The following is a 24,981-nucleotide window of genomic DNA, read 5'->3' as shown; positions in this document are numbered from 1 at the left end:
TAGCTTATTTAAAAAAGACCCTAACTATATCAAATCAAAGCTGCTCATTCAACTGAGATGTGCTAGGTTTCAGTTATGGTAGGTCGAGGTATGTAACTTGTTAGATAGAAATAGCATAGATTATGCCAAATTCACGGTTGGTAGAGTACGTCAGTATGAATAATTTCTTGCTACAGCTAGGTTTTTTCGCACTGACGCACCCGCATCTACCTTATCGTGTCTGCTTTAGCTTGTATGCTTCGCTTGCCATCTGCAAAATTAGACGCTCAACTAGTTAGAGACACTTGCCGACTTTTTGTACTTTCTACGAAGTAGTACACCAAATCCAGAACCCAGAGCGAGTCCCGCCATAGTGATTGGTTCTGGTACCGCAGTTAATGTACCAGTACTTACTCTAAATCCTGCTGAAGTAGTCCCCGCTATGAGGTTCCCAAAAACCGAGTCTAAGTCAGAAATTGCGCCTTCACCAACAAAAACGTCATATGTTGCACCTATGGTGTTATTGACTCCAGCACCAATAAGAGGTCTGACAAAAATAGCCAAAGCTTGCGTTGTGGTATTACTTTCAAAAAAGAACACTTGGTCTTGTAAACCTGATACGAAGCCTACGCTACTAGGAGCGTCTCCAGAGCTTGTCGCTGTAGTATAGTTAAACGCACTTACAGCACCGGCTGTTGTGTTCAGATTCCAACTTGATAAGAGGTTTGAGGTTGGATTATACTCAAACGAACCTGTTGCTGTACCTCCGGCAGTTCCAGGAGGAGGAAAATCAACACCACTCAACACAAAGGTTATGGCTGAAGCAGGTGCTTCAAGCAAGCCTACAGCGATAGGTGCTAACGCTATTGCTGACAAAACAGGTAAGATTGTCGATACTTTCATAGATTCTGATTAGCTCTAATCAAAGAGAAGTTCCTAGAAATATCACAGATATCCAGCGTTCTAATAAGTAAAATTTCATCTTTATCTAAAATATACTTAGCCTTGAAAAGTGAGGTTTGTAGAAGTGTAGACAAACTACACATTAATCTGTTTTAAATACTAAAATCTAACTGCCCAGTTCATCTTATAGGAAAACTACACCTGAATTTAAGTCGTTACCGTCATTTATAAAGGCTATATATTTTTGAATGATTAAGATGATGTTGTTACTATCCTATTAGTTGGTATCTATGATTTAACTTGGTGTGTTCAGTACATTCGCATATAAAGTACCTACTGTACAATATATACCGAATCTACTTCATGAAATCTTTATTTGCAATAATTGTCTATTTTTGCAATATTCCTGATTTCATAGCCTCCAGAAAATTCGCAAACTTGCAGCTATGCAGCAACGGCTAAGGCTTTATTTTCCGTAATATCAACTACGTTATGTGTTCAGTAGCGAAGAGAGTAGTGACGATAACTAAATTGGGTTTTACTGTGCAAATATTCTTTATAATCTTTATATTATGGTAAGAGAAAATATGTAATATCTGGGTATATCCCTATACGCTTCATTTAAGAGAATAGTAGGTTGGGCGTAGGGATAGAGTCACCCAATAAAGTCTTGAGAATGTTGGGTTCCGTTTTTTCATCCAACCTAGACCAGTCTAAGTTGTTAGCTTTAAATGAATTATATTGGGGTATATTCGAGTATGTTGTCTATCTTGTTGATAGAATCTAACTATAGATGGGGATGTACTCACGATGCACAGGGATAGGGTGCATCAGTTAGAAGCATCATATTTTGAAATTCATACTTCATATTCAGTCTAATTGGTAGGGTGCGTCAGTATGAATAACTTCTTGGTATAGCTAGGTTTTTTCGCAAGTAGCACACCCTACACTTTCGATATTTTTTATCTGGAAGTCCCTAATTTCTTTTTAAAAACCTGTTGGTGCTAACAAATACCACAATCAGCAGTAGTGTTTGTATTTGCCAAGGTGCTAGGACTAGACTCACAATCAAACTCAGCACTGTAAATGTACTGATAATATAAGCTACTTCATCTTGACATTTTTTGGATATGTAGCCAGTTGCTAAACCAGCCACGAGGGGAACCAAAAAAAACATGGGCATTTTTACTTACCTTCCCACTTAAAATGTAAACTTTTGCTAAAGCGAAGTGAGAGCTATTCTTATATATCGAGTAATCTCTTATTTTAGCAAGTGGAGTGACAGTATATTACTTAAAATTACCGTATTTTTTTCAATATTACGTAATCATTTGGTAAATTAACTTAATACTTGCTACTAATGCTAGAACAAGGATTTAGCATAGTACCTTTAGGCGTAAATTTTTCAAATTAATCATTACCCGATGCTGAACATTCCTCAACTACTGGCAACTGAACTAGAACTCAAACCCTTTCAGGTGCAAAATGCGCTGGAACTTTTGGCGGAAGGTGCGACTATTCCTTTTATTTCCCGTTATCGCAAAGAGCGCACTGGTGAGATGAATGAGGTGCAGTTGCGTGATTTGGCTGATAGGTATACTTACTTAACGGAATTAGAAGAAAGAAAGTCGGTAATTTTGAAAGCTATTACCGAACAGAATAAACTGACGGATGAACTAAAAGAGAAAATCGTCTCTTGTTTACAAAAAACTGAACTTGAGGATTTATACTTACCCTATCGTCCTAAGCGCCGGACTCGCGCCACTATTGCTAGAGAGAAGGGATTACAACCTTTAGCGGATTTCATTAAGTCTTTAAATACGAAAAACCCCATTTCTGCATCATTATCGGAAGAAGCAGCAAAATATATTTCCGAAACTCAAGGGGTAACGAACGCAGATGAAGCATTAAAAGGTGCGGCTGATATTTTAGCGGAAGAAGTGGCAGAGAAGGCTGATTTACGCGCCTATATTCGAGATTATCTCTTAGAAGACGGGGTGTTTGTTTCCCGCATAAAAGATGATTACCCGGAAGGTACAACCAAGTTTGAAATGTACCGTAACTATCAAATTAATGTCAAAAATATTGCCCCCCACAACTTGCTGGCGTTGTGTCGGGGTGAAACTGAGGGAATATTAAGCTTTGATGTGGTATTTGCAGAAGATTTGGTTCTTTCTTACTTAGAATCTCAAGAAATTAAAACCAAGATGCGAGGAATTCGGGATTTCTATCAAGCGATGCTGAAAGATGCGTTCAACCGTCTGATGAAAAATTCCCTTATCAGTGAAGTCATTGCTGAGAAGAAAACCTATGCGGATGTTGAGTCTATCCGGACGTTTGAAATCAATTTACGGGAATTGTTGCTGTCTGCGCCGGCGGGAATGAAGCCAACTATGGCTATTGACCCAGGGTTTAGGACTGGCTGTAAAGTGGCAATTATTGACCAAACAGGGAAATTTTTGGAATATCAAGCGGTATTTCCCCACCAAGCTGCGGAACAACGGACGAAAGCGGCTCAAATTCTCAAAAATCTGATTGAAAAATACAAAATTGAGTTAATTGCTATTGGGAATGGGACGGCTTCCCGCGAAACAGATGAGTTTGTTATGCAGGTATTACAAGCACTAGACCGTAAACCTACCAAGGTGATGGTAAATGAATCTGGTGCATCTATATATTCTGCTAGCAAAGTCGCACTGGAAGAGTTTCCTGATTTAGATGTGACGGTGCGGGGTGCGATTAGTATTGGTCGGCGTTTGCAAGACCCGTTAGCGGAATTGGTGAAAATTGATCCGAAATCGATTGGTGTGGGACAATACCAGCACGACGTTGATCAAAAGTTATTGAAGAAGAAGCTTGATGAGACTGTGGAAAGCTGTGTTAATTACGTCGGTGTAGATTTAAATACTGCTTCCAAGGAACTGTTAACTTTTGTTTCGGGAATTACACCAGCAGTCGCTAATAATATTGTGGCTTACCGTAACCAGTATGGAGCTTTTAAGAATCGCCGCCAACTGTTGAAGGTTCCCAAGTTGGGGCCGAAAGCTTTTGAACAGGCGGCGGGGTTTCTGCGGATTCGTGGCGGTGAGAACCCCTTGGATAATACAGCAGTGCATCCAGAAAGTTATGCAGTAGTGGAAGCGATCGCATCTGATTTAAGTGTAGCTTTAAATCAGGTAACACAAATTGCCGAAAAGCTCAAAAAAGCCAACTTGAAGAAATACGTCACCGAGACAGTTGGTGAACCGACACTGCGGGACATTCTCAGCGAATTAGAGAAACCGGGGAGAGACCCCCGCGCCGAATTTAAGTACGCCACCTTCAAGGAAGGGATTAAAGAAATCACCGATTTGCAAGAGGGGATGGAATTAGAGGGAATTGTCACCAACGTTGCTAACTTTGGTGCATTCGTCGATATTGGTGTACATCAAGATGGGTTGGTGCATATCTCCCAACTGGCTGATAGATTTGTTGATGACCCAAAGAAAGTTGTCAAGGTGGGACAAGTGGTGAAGGTGAGAGTGCTGGAAGTCAACGCCAAATTAAGACGAATTAGTTTGTCGATGAAAGCAGTGAAGCAATAGATTACTTTTGGCAGATGACAATTTATCAAGTCCGACTTATGAATAGTGCGATCGCATTAGATTGCATTATCTCAGTACCAGACAATCAATATATTCTGGATATAGCCGCAGAGTCCGGTATTCGCTTACCATCGGGATGCAAACAGGGAGAATGTTCTGCTTGTGTTGCCAAACTTATTAGTGGTGAAGTTGACCAAAGTGAGCAGAAATTCCTGCGTCCTGATGAGATTGAGAATGGCTACGTTGTCACCTGCGTTACCTATCCCTTATCAGATTGCACTTTAGAAACTCATCAAGAGCAAGTTTTGTATAATTCCTCGCTTTACCATCAATCTAATGCAGGGAAATCAGAATAATCTCATTTTGAATCAGAGTAATTTTACAATAAGTAGCTATTTCCTGATTTTTGAGTAATTTTATCTGATTTTTCCGAAAATACTCCAGATGGTAGAAAGGTAATCTATCTTGCTAGAGATGCTTTTACCTATTTAAATATTCAAGATAGTAATAGCGAAAACAAATAATCTATTACTGAATTTTAGGTAAAAAAATGTTGGGAATGTTTTTAACCGCTTTAGCTACAGCACTCAGCCTATTAATTGTTGATTTAGTAGTTCCTGGTGTTAATATTGCTAACTTTCCTGCCGCCATCATCGCTGCTTTAGTGATTGGATTAATTAACGGCTCAGTCAGACCAGTTCTATCTACTCTATCATTACCGCTTAACTTCTTAACTTTCGGTGCATTTTCCCTAATTGTTAACGGTTTGTGTTTTTCATTAGCAGCAGCTTTGGTTCCTGGGTTCAGCGTCCACGGCATTCTTGCTTTTATTTTGGGGCCGGTAGTTCTTTCTTTTGCTAATACCTTCATTAATAATTACTTTGTGGAGAAGAATCTGGCTTTGACAGGTGATGCAAAAACACCAGGTGAATTACCATCACAAAGTGAATTATCTTCCCGATAAAACTTGTAAGCACAAGCGTGGCTAAAATTACATCTTCTCGTAACACAAGCTTGAGTATGTATTGTAAATCATCAAATTAAGTTAATTCTGGAGATGGAGTTAGTAATTTGATTGATTTCCGACAATGTAAATAAATAACATTTGAAAAGTAGCAACAAGCCCATGAAATTACTTCGTCTTCTTCTCGGTTTACTATTACCTCCTGTAGGTGTGTTTTTGACAGTCGGTGTCGGCCCAACTTTGGTAATTAATATTTTGCTGACACTCTTAGGTTGGCTACCCGGTAGTATTCATGCTGTTTGGGTAATCGCTAAACACGAAGAACAGTTTAATTATTAATTGAAGTTAGATGTCACTTTTTTAGATTAGATAGGTCGGGAAGTTCCCGCCTATTTTTATATATAACCGTAGCTAGTTAACAATTCAAAATTCAAAATACCCTTTGCTACGCAACGCTACCGCGAACGGGAAGGCTACGCCAACAAAATTCAAAATTAACGACAGTTAGAGTTGGGGATTTAAACCCTTGATTTTACGATAAATTATGGTATCAAGGTAAGATACAAGCCTGACGGTAAAAGGCTCTCAAGTCTGTCAACAGAAAACCGTCAACCGTCAACAGCTATAAAAAGTTCTCCAGTCTGTTAACAGTCAACAAGTATACTGATTTTTCAAAATTTAAATAGCCCAGGCTTATCACATAAGCCTGGGCTATTTTTCCCCTATTCGATTACTTGCGTGTAATTTCTCTCTGTTGCTCCGGATGTTCTTTATCTTTGAACAAATCGGCAGTGGCTAGTAATAGTTCCCTTAAAGTTTGCTTGATTTGACGCTCTTTTATGGCTAGGGATGTACCAGCTTCTCCTAGTTTACTATCTATTTGCGATCGCTTCTCCTCTACCTGAGTAGCTAGAACTTCAGCTTGGGGACGAGCCTGCTCGTACCAGGTTTTGGCCTCGTCCAGATAATTTTTGACTTCTTCTGACCGTCCACCGTAACGAGCCGCCAAATTAGCCCTAACAATTGATAGTTGTGCTTGTAATTGGGCGTAACGCTTTTGTAATAGGGAAACTTCTTCACTATTTTTGATCGCATCAATAGCGGAGTCAATGACAGTTTTTCTGCTAGCAGTTTCTGGCTGACCATTCTCGGCAATTTCCGCTAAAATACCATCAACTTCTTGCTGAATTTTGGCTTCTTCACCATCAATTTGAGCTTGTAACCTTTGTAACTCTGACTGACTTCTGACTATCGCCTCATGTCTTTTAGTATGAACACCTTCGATAGCTCCTTCAATTGAAGCTGTAACTTCTTCCTTAATTTCTGTACCTTTGTCTTGCAGATTTTCAATCACAGTGGACACTGCATCTTTAACTAAGGAACGAATTTCACTAGAACCCTCTTTCAACTCGGAGGAAACTTGAGCAACTGCGGCTTTGACAATTTCTCTGATTCTTTCACTTTTTAGCTGTCCAGTTGCTTTTGCTTGTTGCAAGTCTGCTTGAATTTGCTGTTTGATATTGCTAGCCATTTTCAACTCTTGTGATTTAGATAATTTGGATAAAATTTTTGTACATACTCTTCCATTCACATTATGATTTAGTCCTCATGGTGCTGGTACTTCCTTGAGACATAAAATGAGAATATTCATACCTCAGCAAGTCATGTATAACTTGTTGTCCTTCTATGGGATGATAAGTATGTATTTCATCAGTTAGGCTACTAGTTTTGTAAACATAGTCTATGGATTGGGTAATTGCTAATTGAAAAGAAGTCTCTAACCATTAACCATTCCAGTCTATGAGTTAATAACTAGTAACGTAGGTTAATAATTTAATTATTACAGGAGAATTGGAGTGCGGAATTTGATTAAATTAGTGTTAGTAACCCTTTTATTTTTGATAAGTACTTTGAGTTCGCCTGCAAATGCAGCAGACACAGTGAACGGCGAACAAATATTTAGTGTTCACTGTGCAGGCTGTCATATCAATGGTAGTAATATCATCCGCCGTGGTAAGAATTTGCAAAAGAAGGCGCTGAAAAAATATGGGATGGATTCCCTAGAAGCGGTTGAAGCGATGGTCACTAATGGTAAAAATAATATGTCAGCCTATAAAGACCGTCTCAGCGAACAAGAGATTCAAGATGTAGCTGCTTACGTTCTAGAACAAGCAGAGAAAGGCTGGCGTTAGTAATTCAGAATTCAAAATTCACAAAAATGGCACTATCAGCAGACAGCCGGTTGCAATTTACCTCTGATTTAAACATTTGCCGCATATTAAATGGAATGTGGCAAGTATCTGGCGGACATGGGAAAATTAATCCCAAAGCTGCTATTCAAACTATGTTTCAGTATGTGGATGCAGGCTTTACTACTTGGGATTTAGCAGACCATTATGGCCCGGCGGAAGACTTTATTGGTGAATTTCGTCGTCAGTTAGTTGCTAACCGTGGCAAAGAAGCATTAGCTAATATTCAAGCATTTACGAAATGGGTTCCTCGTCCTGGGAGAATGACCAAAAAACTGGTTGAGGAAAATATAGATATCTCCCGCCGCAGAATGGATGTAGAGTCATTAGATTTGATGCAGTTCCACTGGTGGGACTATCAAGATAAAAATTATTTAGATGCCCTCAAATATATGGCAGAACTACAAACCGAGGGCAAAATCAAGCATTTAGCTTTGACTAATTTTGACACAGAACATTTGCAAATTATTACTGAAGCTGGAATCAAAATCGTTTCTAACCAAGTACAGTTTTCTTTAGTTGACCGCCGTCCTGAAGTGAATATGGTGCAATTTTGTCAACAGCATGACATTAAACTTTTCACCTATGGTACATTGTGCGGCGGTTTATTATCGGAAAAATATATTGGCAAACCAGAACCACGCGGTTTTGATTTGGGTACAACCAGCTTACGTAAGTACAAAAATATGGTTGATGCTTGGGGTGGTTGGCGCTTATTTCAAGAGTTATTGTCTACCCTCAAGCAAATTGCTGATAAGCATAAAGTTAGCATTGCGAATGTGGCAACACGCTACATATTAGATAAACCAGCCGTTGCTGGTGTGATAGTGGGTGCCAGATTAGGGATATCTGAACATATGGCAGATAATGCTAAGGTATTTAGTTTTAGTTTAGACGCAGAAGATAGCGATCGCATCAACATAATGTCCAATCAATCACGAGATTTGTATCACTTAATCGGTGATTGCGGTGACGAATATCGCCGATAATAACTGGGGCTTACGCATGAAATTTAATACCCTTACACCCTTACCCCCCTACACCCTCCCAAAGCGAAGAATCAACATTAATTCAAGCCCCCGGATTTATCTGTGGGGTATTTAATTTTGAATTTTGAATTTTGAATTCGGAGCGAAGCGACGTGACACGTCTTTTATTAATTACAGAAAGATTCGCCCCAGATTTAGGGGGTTTGGCGACTAGTGCCACACGGCTAGTAACAACACTGTCCCAATTAGGTGTAGAAGTTGATGTTGTCAGTTGGAGTCGTTACTTGCAACCAGGGGAAGTCTCACCACCCACATCAGATGCACAACCCCGCGTCTATCGTATCGGCTTATATCGCCATTGGGATATGACAATGCCCCACACCCTTAATTTTTTAGAGTGGCTGCATCAAACTCGCGCCTATGATGCAGTTTGGGGGCATTACTTGTTTCCTAGCGGCTTCTTAGCTACATGGTTTGCAGCCTTGCAAGGAATAGCCAGTACTGTTAGCGCCCGTGGTAATGATATTGATAGAGAAATGTTTCCCCCTGGAGATTTTGCCCGGCTGCAATGGACACTGCAACACGCCAAAGTAATCACCGCCGTAAGTGCGGATATGGCGCGGAAAATTCAGCTATTGAGTGGAAGAGATGATGTTTTGGTGTTGAAAAATGCCGTGGATACAGATATTTTCGCACCATTGGCGGAAACTAATCTGCGGGCTACTTTAGGAATCGCCCATGATGAAGTAGTTTTAGGATTTTGTGGAGAATTGCGGGAAAAAAAAGGACAACAGTTTCTCCTCAATGCCTTAACAAGAGTCCGCCAACAGCGTCCAGCTTGTCTATTAATTATTGGTGAAGTGAGGACTTCTCAAGAATCGGTGTTGCAATTATATGCCAGTCAGCAGCCAGAAGATGCCCAAAGGGTAATAGTGACAGGACATTTAGCCGACTTACAAGCAGTCGCCGCCTATCTACAGTTATGTGATGTTTACCTCCAGCCTTCATTGTGGGAAGGTATGCCCAACGCACTGTTAGAAGCGATGGCTTGCGGTTGCTGCTGTATCGCCAGTGATGCTGGTGGTATTCCAGAAGTGATTTTACATGGTGAAAATGGCTTTTTACTGCCTCGTTCTCATCTCCACAAATTAGGTGAGGCGGTGTTGGAGTGTTTGGAAATGCCAGCAGGAGAGAAAAATCGCATTCAACAAGCAGCACGCGATCGCATCCTCACCAATTATTCTATCTCTCAAGAACAACAGCAACTACAAATTGTGATTGATTGTTTAGTCAACAGTAATTAATTCCTCATAAGCCGCAATTAACTCCTTACCCGCGCCTTGCCAAGTGTAATGCGCTTCTATACGTTGGCGGGCATTGGTAGCTAGTTGAGTTGCTAACTCTCTATCATTTCGTAACTGTACTACAGCATCCTTAATTGCCTTTGCTGAACCTGGTTTGACTGATAAGAAATGAACTCCGTTGTCTCCCAACTCCTGTACGACTGGTATATCACTAGTAATTACAGGTGTTCCCGTCGCCATACCTTCCAAAATCTTGAGAGGACAACAACCTTGGACGAGGTTGCGATCGTTTGCCGTTAAAGGCGCTAAAATAACATCCGAACTATGAATATGTACAACCAAATCTTTTTGGGACATGGGTTCTAAAATATTCAGTTTATCTGCCACACCCAGTTTGTAAGCTAGTTGTTTTAAAGTTTTTATCTGATGATTTCTCCCTTGTCCTATCACTGTCAAACAAGCAGGAAAATCTCGATTCACTAACCCCAAGGCTTCAACTGCTAAATTCACCCCTTGCCAAGGTGAAAGCGTCCCAAAATATAGCATCTGGTAAGGTAAATGACCTACATTGATGTTTAACTGCCGAGTATTTTTACAAATAAATATATCTAAATCTACGCCATTAGGAATAACTTTAATTTTATTCTCTGATATTCCCCTTCCTTGCAAATATTTAGCAGTTACATGACTGGGGGTTACAATCAAATCTGCTGCATCTAAACAAATTTGCTCTTGGGAATATAGCTTATAGAGTAACTCACCATCATCAGCTACAGCCGGATAGCGATATTTTAACTCAATCGAAGGTAAACCATTCACTTCAAAGATAAGTTGGTTACAATATTGCTTTTTATTACAAGCAATCATCAAACCTTCATAAATTGAGCGAATATGTATGATATCAAATCTACGGTTATTTAACCAACCTTGTAATCTGCGGCGGAAGTATAACACTCGCTGAATGAAATCATCACCCAAAGCAGGTAACATTACTTGTTTAATATTTAAATGAATTTGGTCTGATCCTATTAATTCCGCCGTTGGTGAAACTGTTAATAAATGTATTCCCTCATAAGCATCTGCTAAAGCCGAAGAAAAAGCCTCAATATGAATTGATGCCCCTTTTGGTGCTGGTACAATATCGAAAGTAATATAAGCAATACTCAATTTATTCATACAAGTTTATAAATTCGTTGACAGGTTATTTTCCGTTTGATATACTTGCGGCGAAACTGGGATGATTTAATTTTTTTATTTACTTAAAGTTAATAAAATTTCAATAATTATCACTACTTTTAGATAATATGGCTATTGAATTAAACAATTTGCGAAAAGATTTGCTCTACACAGCACAATCTCCGTTAGCAAACATATTAGATGATTTACAACAAATTGCAGAAATTGATCAGCTTTCAGAAATGAAGCAAAAAGAGTATGGTAAAAAAGCTTTATTCTATTTTCTGGGAATATTAACTTCTTGTGCCTTACTTTTTATTTTATTAGTTGCAAGTAACAATCATCCTATATTCAGCCTATCCATGATAGGGCTATTCCTAGTCACAATTGCGCTGATAATTGCTTGCATTAGTGCTTTAGTGAAACGGAGTCGATATAAAAAAACAAATATTAGTAACCATCGATATAATTTAACAAAACAGATTTTACAGATGCTTGCCAGAGATATGGATAAAGCATCTATATTTGATTTAAAACTGTCTTTTCAACCTATAGAAATTGATAACAACAAAATAGGTACTAATCCTCACCCATATAAGTCAGGATGGAAAGTAGATAGTTATCGTCATGAATGGTTACACTTACAAGGTCAATTTTTGGATAAAACTCGTTTCAATCTGAGTTTAACTCAACTGTCTAAAAAAGAACATGGCTGGAAGCGTGGCAGTAGTGGAAAGCAAAAGTATAAGACAAAAACTAAACCTATAGGCTTAGATGTAGATTTAAAGTTATCTTATCCTCAAAGTCGGTATGGAGCAATTAAAGTTTTGCAAAACGAAGTTAATAGTGCAGTTAAACTCCCCCAATCATCTACACTACGATTACTAAAAGTTACAGATAAAGCTATTAATATTAGTGCCAGAATTGCACCTCAATGTGCAGAAGTAGAAAATACTTTATATGAAACAATCGCAGCTATATTCCTAAGTTGTTATCAAATACTGAATTTAGCCAAGTTACTTTCTAAATAATCATGAAAAAACAGGTTATCAAGTTTTTATTATCAGGCTTATTACTGACATTAATTGTTAGTTGTAATAGTAATCAATCACCTAACTCTGTAGTAACTCCCAACAACCCAGCCGTAACGCCTGTAGCCGCCAATGTTGAAAGTACCGATAAAATTAAATTTAAAACAGAAGGTGGTTCAGACTTATTTGCACTCAAGCAGCAAGCAGATGGAGCAAAGTTAGTTGATGGTAAAAATCAAGAAATAGCCAGGATTAAAGTAGATAAAGCTAATAAGTTAAAACTGAAAAATCCTCAAGATAAAGTTTTAGGTTATGTAGTTACATCTAAGGGTAATTGGCAGTTAGAAAATTCAGATAGCAAACAAGTTTTATATATTCTTAGCCTACAAGGTAATGGTAATTATCATTTAACAGATGGTACGACAAAAGAAATTTACCAGATTAAGACAAATGCCAAAGGTTTAGAAATTGCTAGTGCAGATACAAAATTAGTCTATCAAGTGAGAATTAAAGAAGGAAAGATATCCTTAAGAAATCCCACAGATAAAACTGTTTTCTCCACAAAATCAAATATCTCTCCCATTGCCTTCGCTTGCTTTGGGTTTGACGTACTTACCCGTGAACAACAAGCGGCTTTAGCTTATGCAGTTAATTCCACAGGAGGACAGTAAACCTTGCAAATTCAACTAAGTTGGATAGTTCCTAACACAGGGGAACACAGGGAACCAACATTAGAAACCCCAGTGGCGATTGGGCGACAATTTGCAGCAATGCCATCAGAAAATAATGGTCAAAGAGTTTCCAGAATTACCATTGAAGATGACCTCATAGCAGATTACCACGCCTTAATTGATTGGCAAAATCAAGAGCTGATAATTATTGACCAAAATACAGATAATGGCATCCAAATCAACGGCACAGAACTAACTAATGGTAGTCTAAATAATGGCGATCGCATCAAAATCGGCACTTGTGAAATCACCATCAAATTTACTCCAGTCACAACACCTGGGGAATGCGATCGCATGATAGGATTTCTCTTTAAGCGTCGTTGTGGACGCACAGACACCACAGGCTGTCCCCACTGTCACCCAACCTACGAAGAAGACTACGCCTACTATTCCGGCTATGGTAATTACCATTCTGGCTCTTGGGGTAGTAGCTATTACTATAACCGCGATCGCTACGAATACGACTCAGAAACAGGTAACGTAGACTTTACCGAAGCCGACGCAATGAGTTTAGAAAACGAATATGATACCGATTACGAAACCAATATGGGCGCAAGTTAGAAACTTTTAAAACCCTTACAACCCTATACCCTTACCCCCTTATACCCAGTCTCAACAGACAACCTAAGTGCGTAAGTCCTACATTGACAACAAACCAACAATTGACTAAAACTTGGCTAATTTACGCCTTGGGTGGCGGTTGGGGACATTTGACTCGTGCTTTGTCTTTGGGAAGAATTGCTGCAAAGCAAAGAAACGTCAAAATTATTACAAACAGTCCCTATGCACAACAAATCAATCATGAAGGCTGCACACTACATTGGATTCCCGATAGTGTAAGCTTTTCTGCAACTTGTCTACAAATACGGGAAATTATCCTCAATACTCACCTTGACTGCTTAATTATCGATACATTTCCCAGAGGCTTGGGTGGAGAACTAGCCGACATCCTACCCCATTTGCACACCCCCCGGATTCTCATTCATCGAGATATCAATCCTCATTATGTAGCTACCAAAGGATTGCGATCGTTTGTTTTAGAAAATTTTCATGGGCTAATAATACCAGGCGATGGCACAGATTTAGCCTTTTCTGATTTACCAGGAGTAATGCACACAGCACCTTGGTTAATTCGTAACCCAGAAGAATTACCAGATAAAATGATAGTGCGATCGCATATCCTCAAAACGAATCCATCAGATAAAACTATCCTAGTTTGTGCCGCCGGACAAGCATCAGAACTATCTTTATTTGGGGAAATTACACTGCATCTGTATCATAATTTTCCCCAATGTGCAGTCAGAATTTTAGCTCCTCATTGCCCCCATAATTGCCTGGAAAATTTGTGGATATCCCATCATCCTGGGATTGAGTGTCTAGCTGCGGCTGATATAGTCATCGGCGGTGCGGGATATAACACGGTTTACGAATGTGCTGCCGTAGGTGTACCGTTGGTAGCGTTAGCCTTACCGCGATTATACGATCGCCAACAAAAAAGAGCTAGCAGAGGTTACTGGGTGCAGAATATCGAAGATGCCATTATTACAGTGAAACTAATCCTACAGCAATTAGAACTAGGAAAGCCGTCCCCTGCACCAACATATACCAATGGTGCAATTGCCGCAGTGCATCACATCATGAATTATGAGTTATAAGTTATAAGTGTTATTCCGCACTTGATATAATCCCTCACCTTTTACCTGTAATGAATCGTGAAGCTACGCAGCCTAATTCCATTTTTTGATGATTCCGTCTCCACCTGGGCATTAGAAGCGCGGTTGCTGCGCTGGCTAACATTTCTCTGGTTATTTTTTGGCTTAACCATACTCTTTTCAGCATCATACGTAGTGGCTGATGTCCGTCAAGGTGATGGGTTGTATTACTTTAAGCGGCAAATCCTTTGGGTTTTAGCCTCACTTATTGGATTTAACATCATTGTCAATCGACCCTTACAGAAAATTCTGGGTATCTCCCATTGGCTACTAGGATTATTCTTACTATTAATTTTCGTTACCCTTGTCCCTGGATTAGGTAAAAAAGCTTTTGATGCAGCCCGTTGGATAGCTATCGGCCCCATCCCCATCCAACCGTCAGAACTAATTAAACCCTTTTTAGTACTGCAAAGTGCCAGATTATTTGGACAGTGGGAAAGATTGAGTTGGCGAGTCAGACTCACCTGGCTAGGTATTTTCGGGTTAGTAATTTTAGGCATCCTCGCCCAGCCTAACTTAAGTACAGCCGCACTCTGCGGTATGACTATCTGGCTAATTGCCCTAGCTGCTGGCTTACCCTACAAATATTTAGCGGGAACAGCAATTGGTGGATTCTTATTAGCCTTACTCAGTATTAGCATCAAAGAGTATCAGCGCAGACGGGTAATGTCATTTCTTAACCCTTGGGCAGACGCGACAGGCGACGGCTATCAGTTAGTACAAAGTCTCTTAGCCATAGGTTCTGGTAAAACCTGGGGTGCTGGATTTGGGATGTCACAACAAAAGCTATTCTATTTACCCATTCAGGATACCGATTTTATTTTTGCCGTATTCGCAGAAGAATTTGGCTTTGTCGGTAGCATAGTTCTGTTAACACTCTTAGCTCTATTTGCTACTCTGGGTCTAGTAGTTGCACTGAAAGCAAAAAATCCCGTTCATCGCTTGGTAGCAATGGGTATCACCATAATCATGGTCGGGCAATCATTGTTACATATTGGTGTAGCTACAGGAGCCTTACCCACAACAGGCTTACCCTTACCCATGTTTAGTTATGGTGGTAACTCCATGATTGCCAGCTTAATTGGTGCAGGCTTACTAATTCGCGTCGCCAGAGAAAGTAGCGAAGCCGAGGTAGTACCAATACGAAGACCGCAAATGGAGAAGAAGCGTCAACGTCGGCGGATGTTTTAACAGTGAATAGTCATCACTCTCTTGATAACTGTTCACTGTTCTAAATTAAAAACTAACTCCTTTGCGAGTTAGCAATAAATAATAGGTTTATTTGAAACATTCCTTAGCTTTCTTCGCCTGTTCCTCAAAACCATTTACCATGTGTAGCGATCGCATTTTCTATGATAATCAACAAGGCGATCGCCATCATGACATTTAGTGATTAACTCGTCTCTCCTGCTTGTTGAAGTGCAAAGTTGATGACTGTATCACTAAGCCGGATACCTTTGTTTTTCATCCGTTCAATGGCTTGCTGCATAAAAATAGGAAATCCTTCCTGCTTGGCTCATACAGCGATCGCAATACCTCTAAATCCCCAACTGCCGCTACTATACTGATTAAGGGAGCAGTATTAATCACTATTTTCTCAGTTTTCGGCATTCTCTAAATCAGTCAGCAGTTCATCTTCTGTTAAATCAATCATCGCTACACCATAATGATGTAAATTGAGTAGAAAAGAAACTCTATCAGTACCTACTAATTCAGCTGCCATACCTGAAGATAGACGTTTCATTTCAAAGAGTTTTACCGCCATTGCCCATTTAGCTTCTTGTTCAAACTGTTCTCGTGACTTTTGTAAGGCATCAGGAAGTGTTTCCGGGTAGTCTATTTTCAGTTGCAATGACATAGGCTTATCACTAGTTTATTGGAAAGACTCACTGTTCATACCGAATCAATATTCGTCGTAGCACTTCAATGATTAGTTCGGTGCGTTAACGAAGTAATGCACTCTACAAGTTCAGAGTGATCACACTTTCAAACGTACTCAAGCAGTTTATGAAGTTAAATTTTTTGTGCAATTAATGTTACAAAGTTAACACCCTAGAGCGATCGCCTGATATTGTAGCGACTATCTAGACTAAAATGTTAGATTAAAATTCACTTGTTGTGTGGGAAAGACAGCACAGGACAGGCTAGAAACCCATCTCAAAAGAGAAAGGTGGCGAATTGCGTTGGCGTTAGCCTACGGTTTGCGGTATTGCGAATTGATTTAATCTTCCCTGAACCCCCAACTGTGGCACAATAAAGAACTGTAATAAGAAAAATATTGTTAAGGTAATTTAGTGACTCCAACTGCTCAAACCACGGCAAGCGCGCGTCGCGTGGTATTCCCATTTACGGCAATTGTGGGCCAGGAAGAGATGAAACTGGCGCTGCTGTTGAACGTGATTGATCCCAAAATCGGTGGTGTAATGATTATGGGCGATCGCGGCACAGGTAAATCCACAACTATCCGGGCCCTGGCTGACCTATTGCCAGAAATCCCTGTGGTTGCCAATGACCCCTTCAACAGTGACCCCAGCGACCCCGACTTGATGAGCGATGAAGTCCGGCAAAAATCAGGCGCAGGGGCAGAAATTCCCATAGAATTTAAAAAAGTCCAAATGGTAGACCTGCCCTTAGGCGCTACAGAAGACCGAGTGTGCGGCACCATCGACATCGAAAAAGCTTTATCTGAAGGTGTCAAAGCTTTTGAACCAGGACTCCTCGCTAAAGCCAACAGAGGTATTCTCTACGTCGATGAAGTCAACCTCCTGGATGACCACCTAGTAGACGTACTCCTCGACTCAGCCGCAAGTGGCTGGAACACCGTAGAACGGGAAGGTATTTCCATCCGCCACCCAGCCCGTTTTGTACTCGTCGGTTCAGGAAACCCAGAAGAAGGCGAACTCCGACCCCAATTGCTTGACCGCTTTGGAATGCACGCCGAAATCCACACCGTTAAAGAACCAGCTTTACGGGTGCAAATCGTGGAACAAAGGTCAGAATTTGACCAAAATCCGCCAACATTCCTAGAAAAGTACAACTCTGAGCAAAAAGCACTACAAGAGAAAATTGTCGAAGCCCAAAAGCTCTTGCCAGAAGTAAAACTAGATTATGACCTGCGGGTAAAAATTTCGGAAGTTTGTTCAGAACTAGATGTAGACGGTTTACGCGGTGACATCGTGACCAACCGCGCCGCCAAAGCTCTCACAGCTTATGAGGGACGCACCGAAGTTACAGTTGACGATATCCGTCGTGTAATTACATTATGTCTGCGTCACCGCCTCCGGAAAGACCCCCTAGAGTCAATTGATTCTGGCTACAAAGTAGAGAAAGTGTTTGCCCGTATCTTTGGGGTAGAAATACTAGAAGAAGAATCTTCACAAAAAAACGGTACAGGTCAAATTAAGACAGGTGTCCGGTAATCACCATCAGTGAACAGTAATAATTAACAACTGTTCACTGATAAATTTAAATTCAGTACTCAGCATTCACTCGGTACTTGGCAACTCAGCACTGATGAGACATTGGAACTTTTGGTTAAACAGCTTTATTTTAGCTAGCCAATACAACCCACCCCGATTTGTAGAGTTAGTCATGCTGATGCTAGCGATCGCCATGTTAGCCATTGCCGTGATTTTACCAGACAAACCTTATTTAGTATTGGGCTTAAGCTTCGTAGTTGGTGCATCCATTTCCATCTTAGTACGAGAAGCGATCGCCCCCTCACCCGAAAACAAAGTCACCCAACTCACAGCCCTACTCCTACTCTTCATCAGTCTGTATGGTTTTGCTGACTTACTCAAAACTCTTTAATTTAGTCAATGGTCAATAGTCAACGGTCAACGGTCAAAAGCTATTACTAATGAGTAATGAGTAATGACATCTGACAATTGTACAGACGCGATTAATCGCGTCTCTAATTACTCTCTCCCCACCCTTGCATTTCCACTAACTCCATACACAAATTATTAATTGCTTCTAAATCAGGCCTATGGGGTATAGTTGATTGTTCATAAGCAGCATCCATTTGAGCAACCAAATCATCAGCCATTTCCATCACTTGCTGATAAGAATACTCACCCTGGAGGATAGCTTTTAAATCCTCAACATCACCCGCAACTCTCCTATCTACAGTTATTTCTCCAGTCTTTAATATTTCCAACCCACTGCGTAACAAGCGAATGCAGTGCATCCCATGCTTGAGATCAAAACCAGACTTCCTTTCCATCTCTGCCCTAGCCGGGTTACGATTTTCTTGCCAACTTAAATAAGCTTTCCATTCCCTCAAAGCTATTTGGTAATTTTGGCTTTTTTGTAACAAACGAATAAAATCTTTACGGCTATTAGTTAAATTTTGCGTATATTCTAAACTTTCATCAGGTAAAGTATACTGTTTTAGCACTCCTTTAAAATCAATATCAGCCGTCAATAACTTATATAATTGTTCTGCTTCTTCTAAAAACTCAATCCTACCTCTAATCAAAGTATAAAGATACTCCAAAAAAGCATTCAAATCATCCTTAATGAGTGGCGCTTCATCTTCTATGCCAAAATCAGACGGTAATGGTTTCTTCTCTGGTGGATTTAACAACCACTTACGATGAGTCTCCATCTTTTTAATTTGAGCAAAAGCATACCCAGAGTAAGTATGTTTAACCTTTTTACTTAAAAATAATTTCCGATGATTGATTAAATGTTGTCCGACACCCGTTAACACAGGATATTCATTTAACCATAACAACTCCAAAACATTGGGATTAGCTCCTGATAACAACTGGAGTATTTTCCTTAATTCATATATAACCGTGTCTTTATTTCCATCAAGCAAAGGAAATATTCCCGGCTCATCCCAGCCTGCATCCTTTTGTTCTATGTGGTCAAATCCCAAATAATATCTTTTAGGTGCAATAAACACCCCCCTAAAATCTAAATCAGAATCAGGACGATTTAATCCATACCCGTGGCTACCAGCCAAACCAATTAAAATAGTTCTTTTTTCAACGTCTATTCTTTTCATATCTATAAATTAAAATATAGGCTCTTTATACCCAATTATTTGAGCCAGTTTTTCTACCATATCTTTTCCACTGGATAGGCATCAAAAACTGTATCTGTACTTAACAAAGGAATTTTTTCAGATATTGCTTGAGCGATGACAATTCTATCAAAAGGGTCGCGGTGATGGTTTGGTAAACTGTCCAAAGCATAGATATGAGATAATTCAATAGGTAAAATTTGTAGATTATTCACTCGCTGTTGAGTTTCTATCAAATTTGGCAGCGATGAGCTTAAATTTAACTTGCCAATTTGATATTTAATTTGTAACTCCCAAACGCTAGCAACACTAACTATCCAAGAGTTGTTATTATCTAGCAGTAAGTTTTTAACTCTTTCAGATAGTTTTTCTGGATTTCCTGTTGACCAAATAAGTACATGGGTATCTAAAAGTAATCTCATACTTCACCTTCACCCAACCAAAATTCATCCGGTAAAGGCTCATTAAAATCATCACTCATCCATATTTCTCCTTGATTTAAACCTAATACCCGTTTTTGAGGCGTTTGTTCAGATTCTGGGGTTTGAGTGTATTTCTGTGCTAAAAATTCGACAAAATCTAGCACCTGCTGTAACTTTTCTGGTGGTAGGGTTTCTAACTTGGCAATTAAATCTGAGGTAGTATCTACAACTTGGGAAGTCATCTCACCTTCTCCTAATTGAGTGTCTTACTTTAATGTTACTGTTATTGGCTGTGCTATTGGTTTACGCCAATTCGTCACTCAGAAAATAACTGGTATCGAGCATTTACATAACTTCCCACTCCCTCATAAAAAAGGGAAAATCTGAGCCAGGAGATCCTTTGCTCAGACTTGTTGGTGCTGTTCTGTGTCACTGTTTACTACATCAAGCACTTTTGAGATTTCGCAAAATTCGCCAAAATTAATTGATAAGTTCTTTATTTGGAAATTTTCCAGGTATACCCTCAAAAACTATAGATAAAAGATTGACCTGATGCTGTCCAATAACATAAAATATTAGATTGTCTGTCTAATTACCTGCTCGGATCAGGTAGACATACTACAAAAGCTAGTAAATCAAAACTAGCTACCTGTACGGCAACCTCAAGGACAATTTCATGGCTTACGCGATTATTGAGACTGGTGGCAAGCAAGTGCGAGTTGAGCCAGGTCGTTTTTACGATATTGAACTCCTCTCTGCCGAACCAGATGAAAAAGTGACAATAGAATCTGTATTACTAGTGCAGAACGACGGTGAAGTCACCATTGGACAACCGTTGGTAGCTGGGGCAACAGTGCAAGGAACGGTGTTGCGGCATCTTAGAGGTCGCAAAGTCCTGGTTTATAAAATGAAGCCGAAAAAGAAAACCCGCAAAAAACGGGGGCATCGCCAGGAAATCACCAGACTTTTAATAGATTCCATCACTCTTAACGGCACAGTTTTAACAGCACCTACTGCAACTGGGGAAACTGCTGACGCTACCCCAGATACAGAAACTGCTGCTGAATAATAGTAAAGAAGCAATAAAAAGGAAATTATGGCTCATAAGAAAGGAACAGGAAGTACACGCAACGGCCGTGATTCTAACGCCCAGCGTCTGGGTGTAAAGCGCTTTGGCGGACAATCTGTCATCGCTGGTAACATTCTCGTGCGTCAACGTGGAACCAAGTTTCACGCTGGTAACAATGTTGGCATCGGTAAAGATGATACTTTGTTTGCCTTGGTTGATGGTGTAGTTACCTTTGAACGCAAAGGCAAATCCCGCAAGAAAGTTAGCGTTTACCCAGCAGCTGCCGCAGCAGAAGCAGTCGCAGGCTAAATTATCAAGGTGGGCATTACCGCTCACCTTGCTTGTATTCCATACTTTGGTTCTTAAATTAGGTCTGGAGTTCTGACTACAAACCCAATATCATCTTTTGGGTTAACAGCGTATTGATAAATGCTCCTAATCCTACCCCAGTAATTGAAACAATCAATGTAGCTATAAAAGCTTGCCATTCTGTAAACCCATCTGATTGGAAGTCGATTCTTGTTAAGAGAGCGGCGGAAATGACAAGCAGTGTATCAAGAAACACTCGAAACCAAGCTATCATTATAAAAAATAGGAATGCTCCGGCTACAGCAACAAAAAAACTCCTAATACTCGAAGCAAGTAACACACTAGAGTAATCAGCTATTTTCGGATAAGGGGCAGTAATGCTTCCTACCAAAAAAAATATTGCTAACAGAAGAATAACCCAGACAGCCAAAGGGGCTTTCATTTCGGACAATACCCAACCCAAAGTGCTGTAGCTCAACAGTAGTAGCGTTAGGGCTGTCCAAGGAAGTTTATTCAAGATTGACATGGGTGGCTATAGCTATTAGCAGAGCAATCTATTTGGACTAATATCTGATTTGTGAATCATACGTATAGGGGAGCCACTGCGTTGGACTGGTTACCCCGTTTATGGCAAGTGGTGTTGGACAATTGCCCACCCTACAGATACTCAGGTTTGTTCAATATCAAATCGGATTCCTATGGTGAGGTTTATCCAGGATTCGAGGGTTGGTTTCCTGTCTAGGCCAGTTTTGTTATGGTTATCTGATTTAAAAATACGACAAGAAGCACACCGTACTTAGAAACCAGCAAAAAACCTAATTTGCTTGGATGGATTTTGACTGCGATCGCTTAGACTATTAGTTTATCATCCTATTTTTTCTAGGTGCAATCAATAGGTTGTCAGTCTCTGACAAAGGTTTAAACAACTTTTGCGGAGATTACGGTAAAAACTAGTTAAATATTTTAGTAAACATTTGTAAACTATTAGCAGCCGAGTAGCGAAGTATCACATCGTGTTCAAGGAATGACCATGAAACAAATTGTTATTGCAGAGCGGATATGCCTTATTGGTCATATCGTCTCGATGTTTTTTGGACTAGTAGGGATACTACTAGTTGTACCTAATGCCGAGGTGCTGTTCCATCTATCTGAGTTTGGACAGACAGCCATGCAGTGGAGTATGGCTGGTGGTGGTGTAGTTTACATGATTTTGGGTGCAGCGGCCGTATTTTTATATGCCCTGCGAACATTAGGGTTAGGTCGTACTTTGGGTTTTATGCTACCTGCTGTACTAATATCCTTAACCAGTGAACTGTTAGGAACCAGCACAGGCTTTCCTTTTGGTCACTATAGTTATTTAAGTGGCTTGGGCTATAAAATTGCTGGTTTAGTACCGTTCACAATTCCCTTGTCATGGTTTTACGTAGGATGTTCCTCATACCTGTTGGGTCGTGCTGGTTTAGAAGTAGATAAAAAACCCACCTTGTTACGCCATATCGGTGCTATTAGCTTGGGTTCATTACTACTCACCTCATGGGATTTTGTGCTTGACCCTGCTATGAGCCAAACTTCCTTACCTTTCTGGTATTGGCAACAACCAGGCCCCTTCTTTGGAATGCCTTATCAAAACTTTGCTGGTTGGTTGGGTACAGGTGCAGTATTCATGACTGTGGCTGCTGTGTTGTGGAGAAATAATCCGATCAAATTTGAGCGATCGCAGCTTAATGTACCTTTAATAGTTTATTTAGGTAACTTTGGTTTTGCTACCGTTATGAGCTTGGCAGCAGGCTTCTCTATCCCTGTATTGTTAGGTTTAGTACTAGGTGTAGCCCCAGCCTTAGCTTTATGGTGGAAAGGCTCATCTGCATCAGATCAGATCAGTGTAGAAGCATCTACAAAAGAAGTCTCCATAGCCACCAGCATTAAGGTTGTGAATTAGGGACTGGGGACTGGTGAGTCAGCGCGGTCTTGGGGGTTTCCCCCATAAGCGACTGACGAACCCCGAAGGGGGGACTGGGGACTGGGGACTGAGAAAAAGCAGGGAGAAGGTAATATAAATTATCGTTCTGCACTCAGTAATAGCAGATTGCCTCGCTACCGCTCTCAGGACTCATTACTCAGCACTCAGCACTCCTGAATACCTAATTCAAAATTAGAAACAATTTTGTTTATAGTAGCGATTCCAGTTGCAAAGTATTTTTATCGTGGATAACGCTTTGACAGCAGCAAGCGCCTTGGCGCTTCTGTTACTAATGATCCAAGTGCCAGCAACAGCAATTCTGCTGTCTCGTTTATTTAAAGGGCCAAGACGGTTACCTCCAATTCAACCCCAACAACCAACGCCAGAACTTTTGGGCAATGTGAGCGTTGTTGTTCCCACACTGAATGAAGCCCTACGTATCAGTCCTTTGTTAGCTGGTTTGAGTCGCCAGAGTTACGAAGTTCGGGAAGTAATTGTTGTAGACAGTAAATCCCAAGATGGCACTCCCGACTTAGTAAAAGCTGCACAGCAGCAAGACCCCCGCTTTCGCCTCATCAATGATGATCCTTTGCCCTCTAATTGGGTAGGAAGACCTTGGGCATTGCATAACGGCTTTTTGTATAGTTCGGAAGATAGTCAGTGGTTCTTGGGCATGGATGCTGATACTCAGCCCCATCCTGGTTTAGTTGCTAGTTTAGTGAAAATAGCCCAGTCCCAGGAATACGACTTAGTATCCCTATCACCCCAGTTTATTCTTCAGTATCCGGGTGAGTGCTTGTTGCAACCCGCCTTGTTGATGACTCTTCTTTACCGATTTGACCCCGCAGGCATTACCACAGACCAACCAGAAAGGGTAATGGCTAACGGACAATGCTTTTTATGCCGTCGCTCTGTATTAGCTGCTGTGGGTGGCTACAGTAGCGCCAGTAGCTCTTTTTGTGACGATGTTACCCTAGCGCGTCATATTGCAGCCCAAGGGTTTAAGGTGGGCTTTTTAGATGGGGCTAAGGTATTGAAAGTGAGAATGTATGAAGGGGCATTAGAAACTTGGAAGGAATGGGGACGCAGCCTTGATTTAAAAGATGCCTCTCCCCGCGCTCAAATTTGGGGAGATTTATGGTTACTATCGGCAGTACAAGGTTTACCTTTATTGATTGTAACTGGTTACTTGCTGATTGGTTCCTGGCAACTACTGTTGCCTGCGAAGTTGTTATTGGGACTGAATGTATTTTTACTGGTGATTCGCTTTGCTATGCTATTGGCGATCGCTCCTTCCTACGACCGTCAAAACGCTAAAGCTGGCTGGCTGTTTTGGTTATCACCCTTAGCCGATGCTTTAGCCGTTCTGCGAATCTTCTTATCTGCTTTTCGCACTCCCAGGGAATGGAGAGGTAGAACTTATAGCAAGGAGTAGTAAGTGCTGAGGAGAGAGCTAGGACTTACGCATTGACAAAAAATTTCATTCATGTGTACTAAGCAACACAAGTATGGGTAAGATTTTCTACAATGTAATCACGCAAAACTAAAGTGAATAAGTTCCTTTGCA

General features: G+C 40.5%; 28 protein-coding genes. 18 read left to right on the top strand and 10 right to left on the bottom strand.

Annotated features, from left to right (window positions below):
- Window positions 1-270 precede the first annotated feature (270 nt).
- Complete coding sequence (locus H6G14_RS25140) at window positions 271-882, bottom strand: PEP-CTERM sorting domain-containing protein (RefSeq protein ID WP_190570679.1); 612 nt, start codon at window positions 880-882, stop codon at window positions 271-273.
- Window positions 883-1,858: 976 nt separating this feature from the next.
- Window positions 1,859-2,065 (bottom strand): hypothetical protein, encoded by a 207-nt coding sequence (locus tag H6G14_RS25135; protein WP_190570677.1) that lies wholly within the window; start codon window positions 2,063-2,065, stop codon window positions 1,859-1,861.
- A gap of 241 nt (window positions 2,066-2,306) precedes the next feature.
- Between H6G14_RS25135 and H6G14_RS25130 the strand changes: the two genes are divergently transcribed.
- From H6G14_RS25130 to H6G14_RS25115, 4 genes are all read left to right on the top strand, one after another.
- Complete coding sequence (locus tag H6G14_RS25130) at window positions 2,307-4,466, top strand: Tex family protein (protein ID WP_190570675.1); 2,160 nt, start codon at window positions 2,307-2,309, stop codon at window positions 4,464-4,466.
- Between the two features lie 14 nt (window positions 4,467-4,480).
- Window positions 4,481-4,822: a 2Fe-2S iron-sulfur cluster-binding protein gene (locus H6G14_RS25125; RefSeq protein WP_190570673.1), complete on the top strand. Its 342-nt coding sequence runs from the start codon at window positions 4,481-4,483 to the stop codon at window positions 4,820-4,822.
- A gap of 194 nt (window positions 4,823-5,016) precedes the next feature.
- The gene (locus H6G14_RS25120) at window positions 5,017-5,430 is read left to right on the top strand and encodes a phage holin family protein (protein ID WP_190570671.1); all 414 of its coding nucleotides are present in this window, start codon (window positions 5,017-5,019) and stop codon (window positions 5,428-5,430) included.
- 162 nt (window positions 5,431-5,592) lie between these two features.
- Window positions 5,593-5,769 (top strand): YqaE/Pmp3 family membrane protein, encoded by a 177-nt coding sequence (locus H6G14_RS25115; protein ID WP_010994340.1) that lies wholly within the window; start codon window positions 5,593-5,595, stop codon window positions 5,767-5,769.
- 391 nt (window positions 5,770-6,160) lie between these two features.
- On the opposite strand, the gene H6G14_RS25110 is transcribed toward H6G14_RS25115, so the two are convergent.
- The gene (locus H6G14_RS25110) at window positions 6,161-6,961 is read right to left on the bottom strand and encodes a histidine kinase (protein ID WP_190570669.1); all 801 of its coding nucleotides are present in this window, start codon (window positions 6,959-6,961) and stop codon (window positions 6,161-6,163) included.
- Between the two features lie 325 nt (window positions 6,962-7,286).
- On the opposite strand from H6G14_RS25110, the gene petJ reads away from it, so the two are divergent.
- The 3 genes from petJ to H6G14_RS25095 all read left to right on the top strand — a co-directional run bounded on the left by petJ (window position 7,287) and on the right by H6G14_RS25095 (window position 9,972).
- Window positions 7,287-7,622 carry a cytochrome c6 PetJ gene (gene petJ, locus H6G14_RS25105; RefSeq protein WP_190570667.1) on the top strand — a complete coding sequence of 112 codons (336 nt, stop codon included), beginning with the start codon at window positions 7,287-7,289 and terminating at the stop codon, window positions 7,620-7,622.
- Between the two features lie 26 nt (window positions 7,623-7,648).
- Window positions 7,649-8,668 carry an aldo/keto reductase gene (locus H6G14_RS25100; RefSeq protein ID WP_190570665.1) on the top strand — a complete coding sequence of 340 codons (1,020 nt, stop codon included), beginning with the start codon at window positions 7,649-7,651 and terminating at the stop codon, window positions 8,666-8,668.
- 152 nt (window positions 8,669-8,820) lie between these two features.
- Window positions 8,821-9,972: a glycosyltransferase gene (locus tag H6G14_RS25095; RefSeq protein ID WP_190570663.1), complete on the top strand. Its 1,152-nt coding sequence runs from the start codon at window positions 8,821-8,823 to the stop codon at window positions 9,970-9,972.
- Here H6G14_RS25095 and H6G14_RS25090 read toward each other — a convergent pair.
- The gene (locus H6G14_RS25090; protein ID WP_190570661.1) at window positions 9,955-11,148 is read right to left on the bottom strand and encodes a glycosyltransferase family 4 protein; all 1,194 of its coding nucleotides are present in this window, start codon (window positions 11,146-11,148) and stop codon (window positions 9,955-9,957) included. The genes H6G14_RS25095 and H6G14_RS25090 overlap by 18 nt on opposite strands.
- Before the next feature lie 128 nt (window positions 11,149-11,276).
- Between H6G14_RS25090 and H6G14_RS25085 the strand changes: the two genes are divergently transcribed.
- The 5 genes from H6G14_RS25085 to H6G14_RS25065 all read left to right on the top strand — a co-directional run bounded on the left by H6G14_RS25085 (window position 11,277) and on the right by H6G14_RS25065 (window position 15,813).
- On the top strand, window positions 11,277-12,179 hold the full coding sequence (locus tag H6G14_RS25085; RefSeq protein WP_190570660.1) for a hypothetical protein: 903 nt from the start codon (window positions 11,277-11,279) through the stop codon (window positions 12,177-12,179).
- Between the two features lie 2 nt (window positions 12,180-12,181).
- The gene (locus tag H6G14_RS25080) at window positions 12,182-12,850 is read left to right on the top strand and encodes a hypothetical protein (RefSeq protein WP_190570658.1); all 669 of its coding nucleotides are present in this window, start codon (window positions 12,182-12,184) and stop codon (window positions 12,848-12,850) included.
- 3 nt (window positions 12,851-12,853) lie between these two features.
- Window positions 12,854-13,471: an FHA domain-containing protein gene (locus tag H6G14_RS25075; RefSeq protein ID WP_190570657.1), complete on the top strand. Its 618-nt coding sequence runs from the start codon at window positions 12,854-12,856 to the stop codon at window positions 13,469-13,471.
- 83 nt (window positions 13,472-13,554) lie between these two features.
- Entirely contained in the window at window positions 13,555-14,565 is a 1,011-nt protein-coding gene (locus H6G14_RS25070) for a glycosyltransferase (protein WP_242053543.1), read from the top strand.
- A gap of 57 nt (window positions 14,566-14,622) precedes the next feature.
- A complete protein-coding gene (locus tag H6G14_RS25065; protein WP_190570655.1) occupies window positions 14,623-15,813 on the top strand; it encodes an FtsW/RodA/SpoVE family cell cycle protein in 1,191 nt (396 codons plus the stop codon).
- A gap of 202 nt (window positions 15,814-16,015) precedes the next feature.
- On the opposite strand, the gene H6G14_RS33695 is transcribed toward H6G14_RS25065, so the two are convergent.
- Entirely contained in the window at window positions 16,016-16,111 is a 96-nt protein-coding gene (locus H6G14_RS33695; RefSeq protein WP_242053539.1) for a DUF3368 domain-containing protein, read from the bottom strand.
- A gap of 108 nt (window positions 16,112-16,219) precedes the next feature.
- Window positions 16,220-16,480 carry a UPF0175 family protein gene (locus tag H6G14_RS25055; protein ID WP_190570653.1) on the bottom strand — a complete coding sequence of 87 codons (261 nt, stop codon included), beginning with the start codon at window positions 16,478-16,480 and terminating at the stop codon, window positions 16,220-16,222.
- A 436-nt stretch (window positions 16,481-16,916) separates the two neighbouring features.
- Here H6G14_RS25055 and bchI point away from each other — a divergent pair, with 436 nt between their 5' ends.
- A complete protein-coding gene (gene bchI / locus H6G14_RS25050; protein ID WP_190570651.1) occupies window positions 16,917-18,041 on the top strand; it encodes a magnesium chelatase ATPase subunit I in 1,125 nt (374 codons plus the stop codon).
- A gap of 94 nt (window positions 18,042-18,135) precedes the next feature.
- A complete protein-coding gene (locus tag H6G14_RS25045) occupies window positions 18,136-18,432 on the top strand; it encodes a hypothetical protein (RefSeq protein ID WP_010994328.1) in 297 nt (98 codons plus the stop codon).
- 103 nt (window positions 18,433-18,535) lie between these two features.
- Here H6G14_RS25045 and H6G14_RS25040 read toward each other — a convergent pair whose 3' ends face one another.
- From H6G14_RS25040 to vapB, 3 genes are read right to left on the bottom strand one after another with little or no spacing between them, the layout of a single operon-like run.
- A complete protein-coding gene (locus tag H6G14_RS25040; protein ID WP_190570649.1) occupies window positions 18,536-19,636 on the bottom strand; it encodes a nucleotidyltransferase domain-containing protein in 1,101 nt (366 codons plus the stop codon).
- A 53-nt stretch (window positions 19,637-19,689) separates the two neighbouring features.
- The gene (locus H6G14_RS25035; RefSeq protein ID WP_190570646.1) at window positions 19,690-20,076 is read right to left on the bottom strand and encodes a type II toxin-antitoxin system VapC family toxin; all 387 of its coding nucleotides are present in this window, start codon (window positions 20,074-20,076) and stop codon (window positions 19,690-19,692) included.
- On the bottom strand, window positions 20,073-20,318 hold the full coding sequence (vapB, locus tag H6G14_RS25030) for a type II toxin-antitoxin system VapB family antitoxin (RefSeq protein ID WP_190570644.1): 246 nt from the start codon (window positions 20,316-20,318) through the stop codon (window positions 20,073-20,075). Before vapB ends, H6G14_RS25035 begins: the two co-directional genes overlap by 4 nt.
- A gap of 434 nt (window positions 20,319-20,752) precedes the next feature.
- On the opposite strand from vapB, the gene rplU reads away from it, so the two are divergent.
- On the top strand, window positions 20,753-21,145 hold the full coding sequence (rplU, locus tag H6G14_RS25025; protein ID WP_190570642.1) for a 50S ribosomal protein L21: 393 nt from the start codon (window positions 20,753-20,755) through the stop codon (window positions 21,143-21,145).
- Between the two features lie 27 nt (window positions 21,146-21,172).
- Window positions 21,173-21,454, top strand: a complete 282-nt coding sequence (rpmA, locus tag H6G14_RS25020; RefSeq protein ID WP_190570640.1) for a 50S ribosomal protein L27 — start codon at window positions 21,173-21,175, stop codon at window positions 21,452-21,454.
- A gap of 76 nt (window positions 21,455-21,530) precedes the next feature.
- Here rpmA and H6G14_RS25015 read toward each other — a convergent pair whose 3' ends face one another.
- Window positions 21,531-21,980, bottom strand: coding sequence for a hypothetical protein (locus H6G14_RS25015; RefSeq protein ID WP_190570638.1), 450 nt, complete (start codon window positions 21,978-21,980; stop codon window positions 21,531-21,533).
- Between the two features lie 504 nt (window positions 21,981-22,484).
- Here H6G14_RS25015 and cruF point away from each other — a divergent pair.
- A complete protein-coding gene (cruF, locus tag H6G14_RS25010) occupies window positions 22,485-23,393 on the top strand; it encodes a gamma-carotene 1'-hydroxylase CruF (protein ID WP_190570636.1) in 909 nt (302 codons plus the stop codon).
- Between the two features lie 265 nt (window positions 23,394-23,658).
- Complete coding sequence (gene cruG, locus H6G14_RS25005; RefSeq protein WP_190570634.1) at window positions 23,659-24,849, top strand: 2'-O-glycosyltransferase CruG; 1,191 nt, start codon at window positions 23,659-23,661, stop codon at window positions 24,847-24,849.
- Window positions 24,850-24,981: the final 132 nt, after the last annotated feature.

Source organism: Nostoc parmelioides FACHB-3921 (assembly GCF_014696625.1).
In the GTDB taxonomy this organism is placed as follows: Bacteria; Cyanobacteriota; Cyanobacteriia; order Cyanobacteriales; family Nostocaceae; genus Trichormus; species Trichormus parmelioides.
This window is presented reverse-complemented; position numbering and strand designations above follow the sequence as displayed.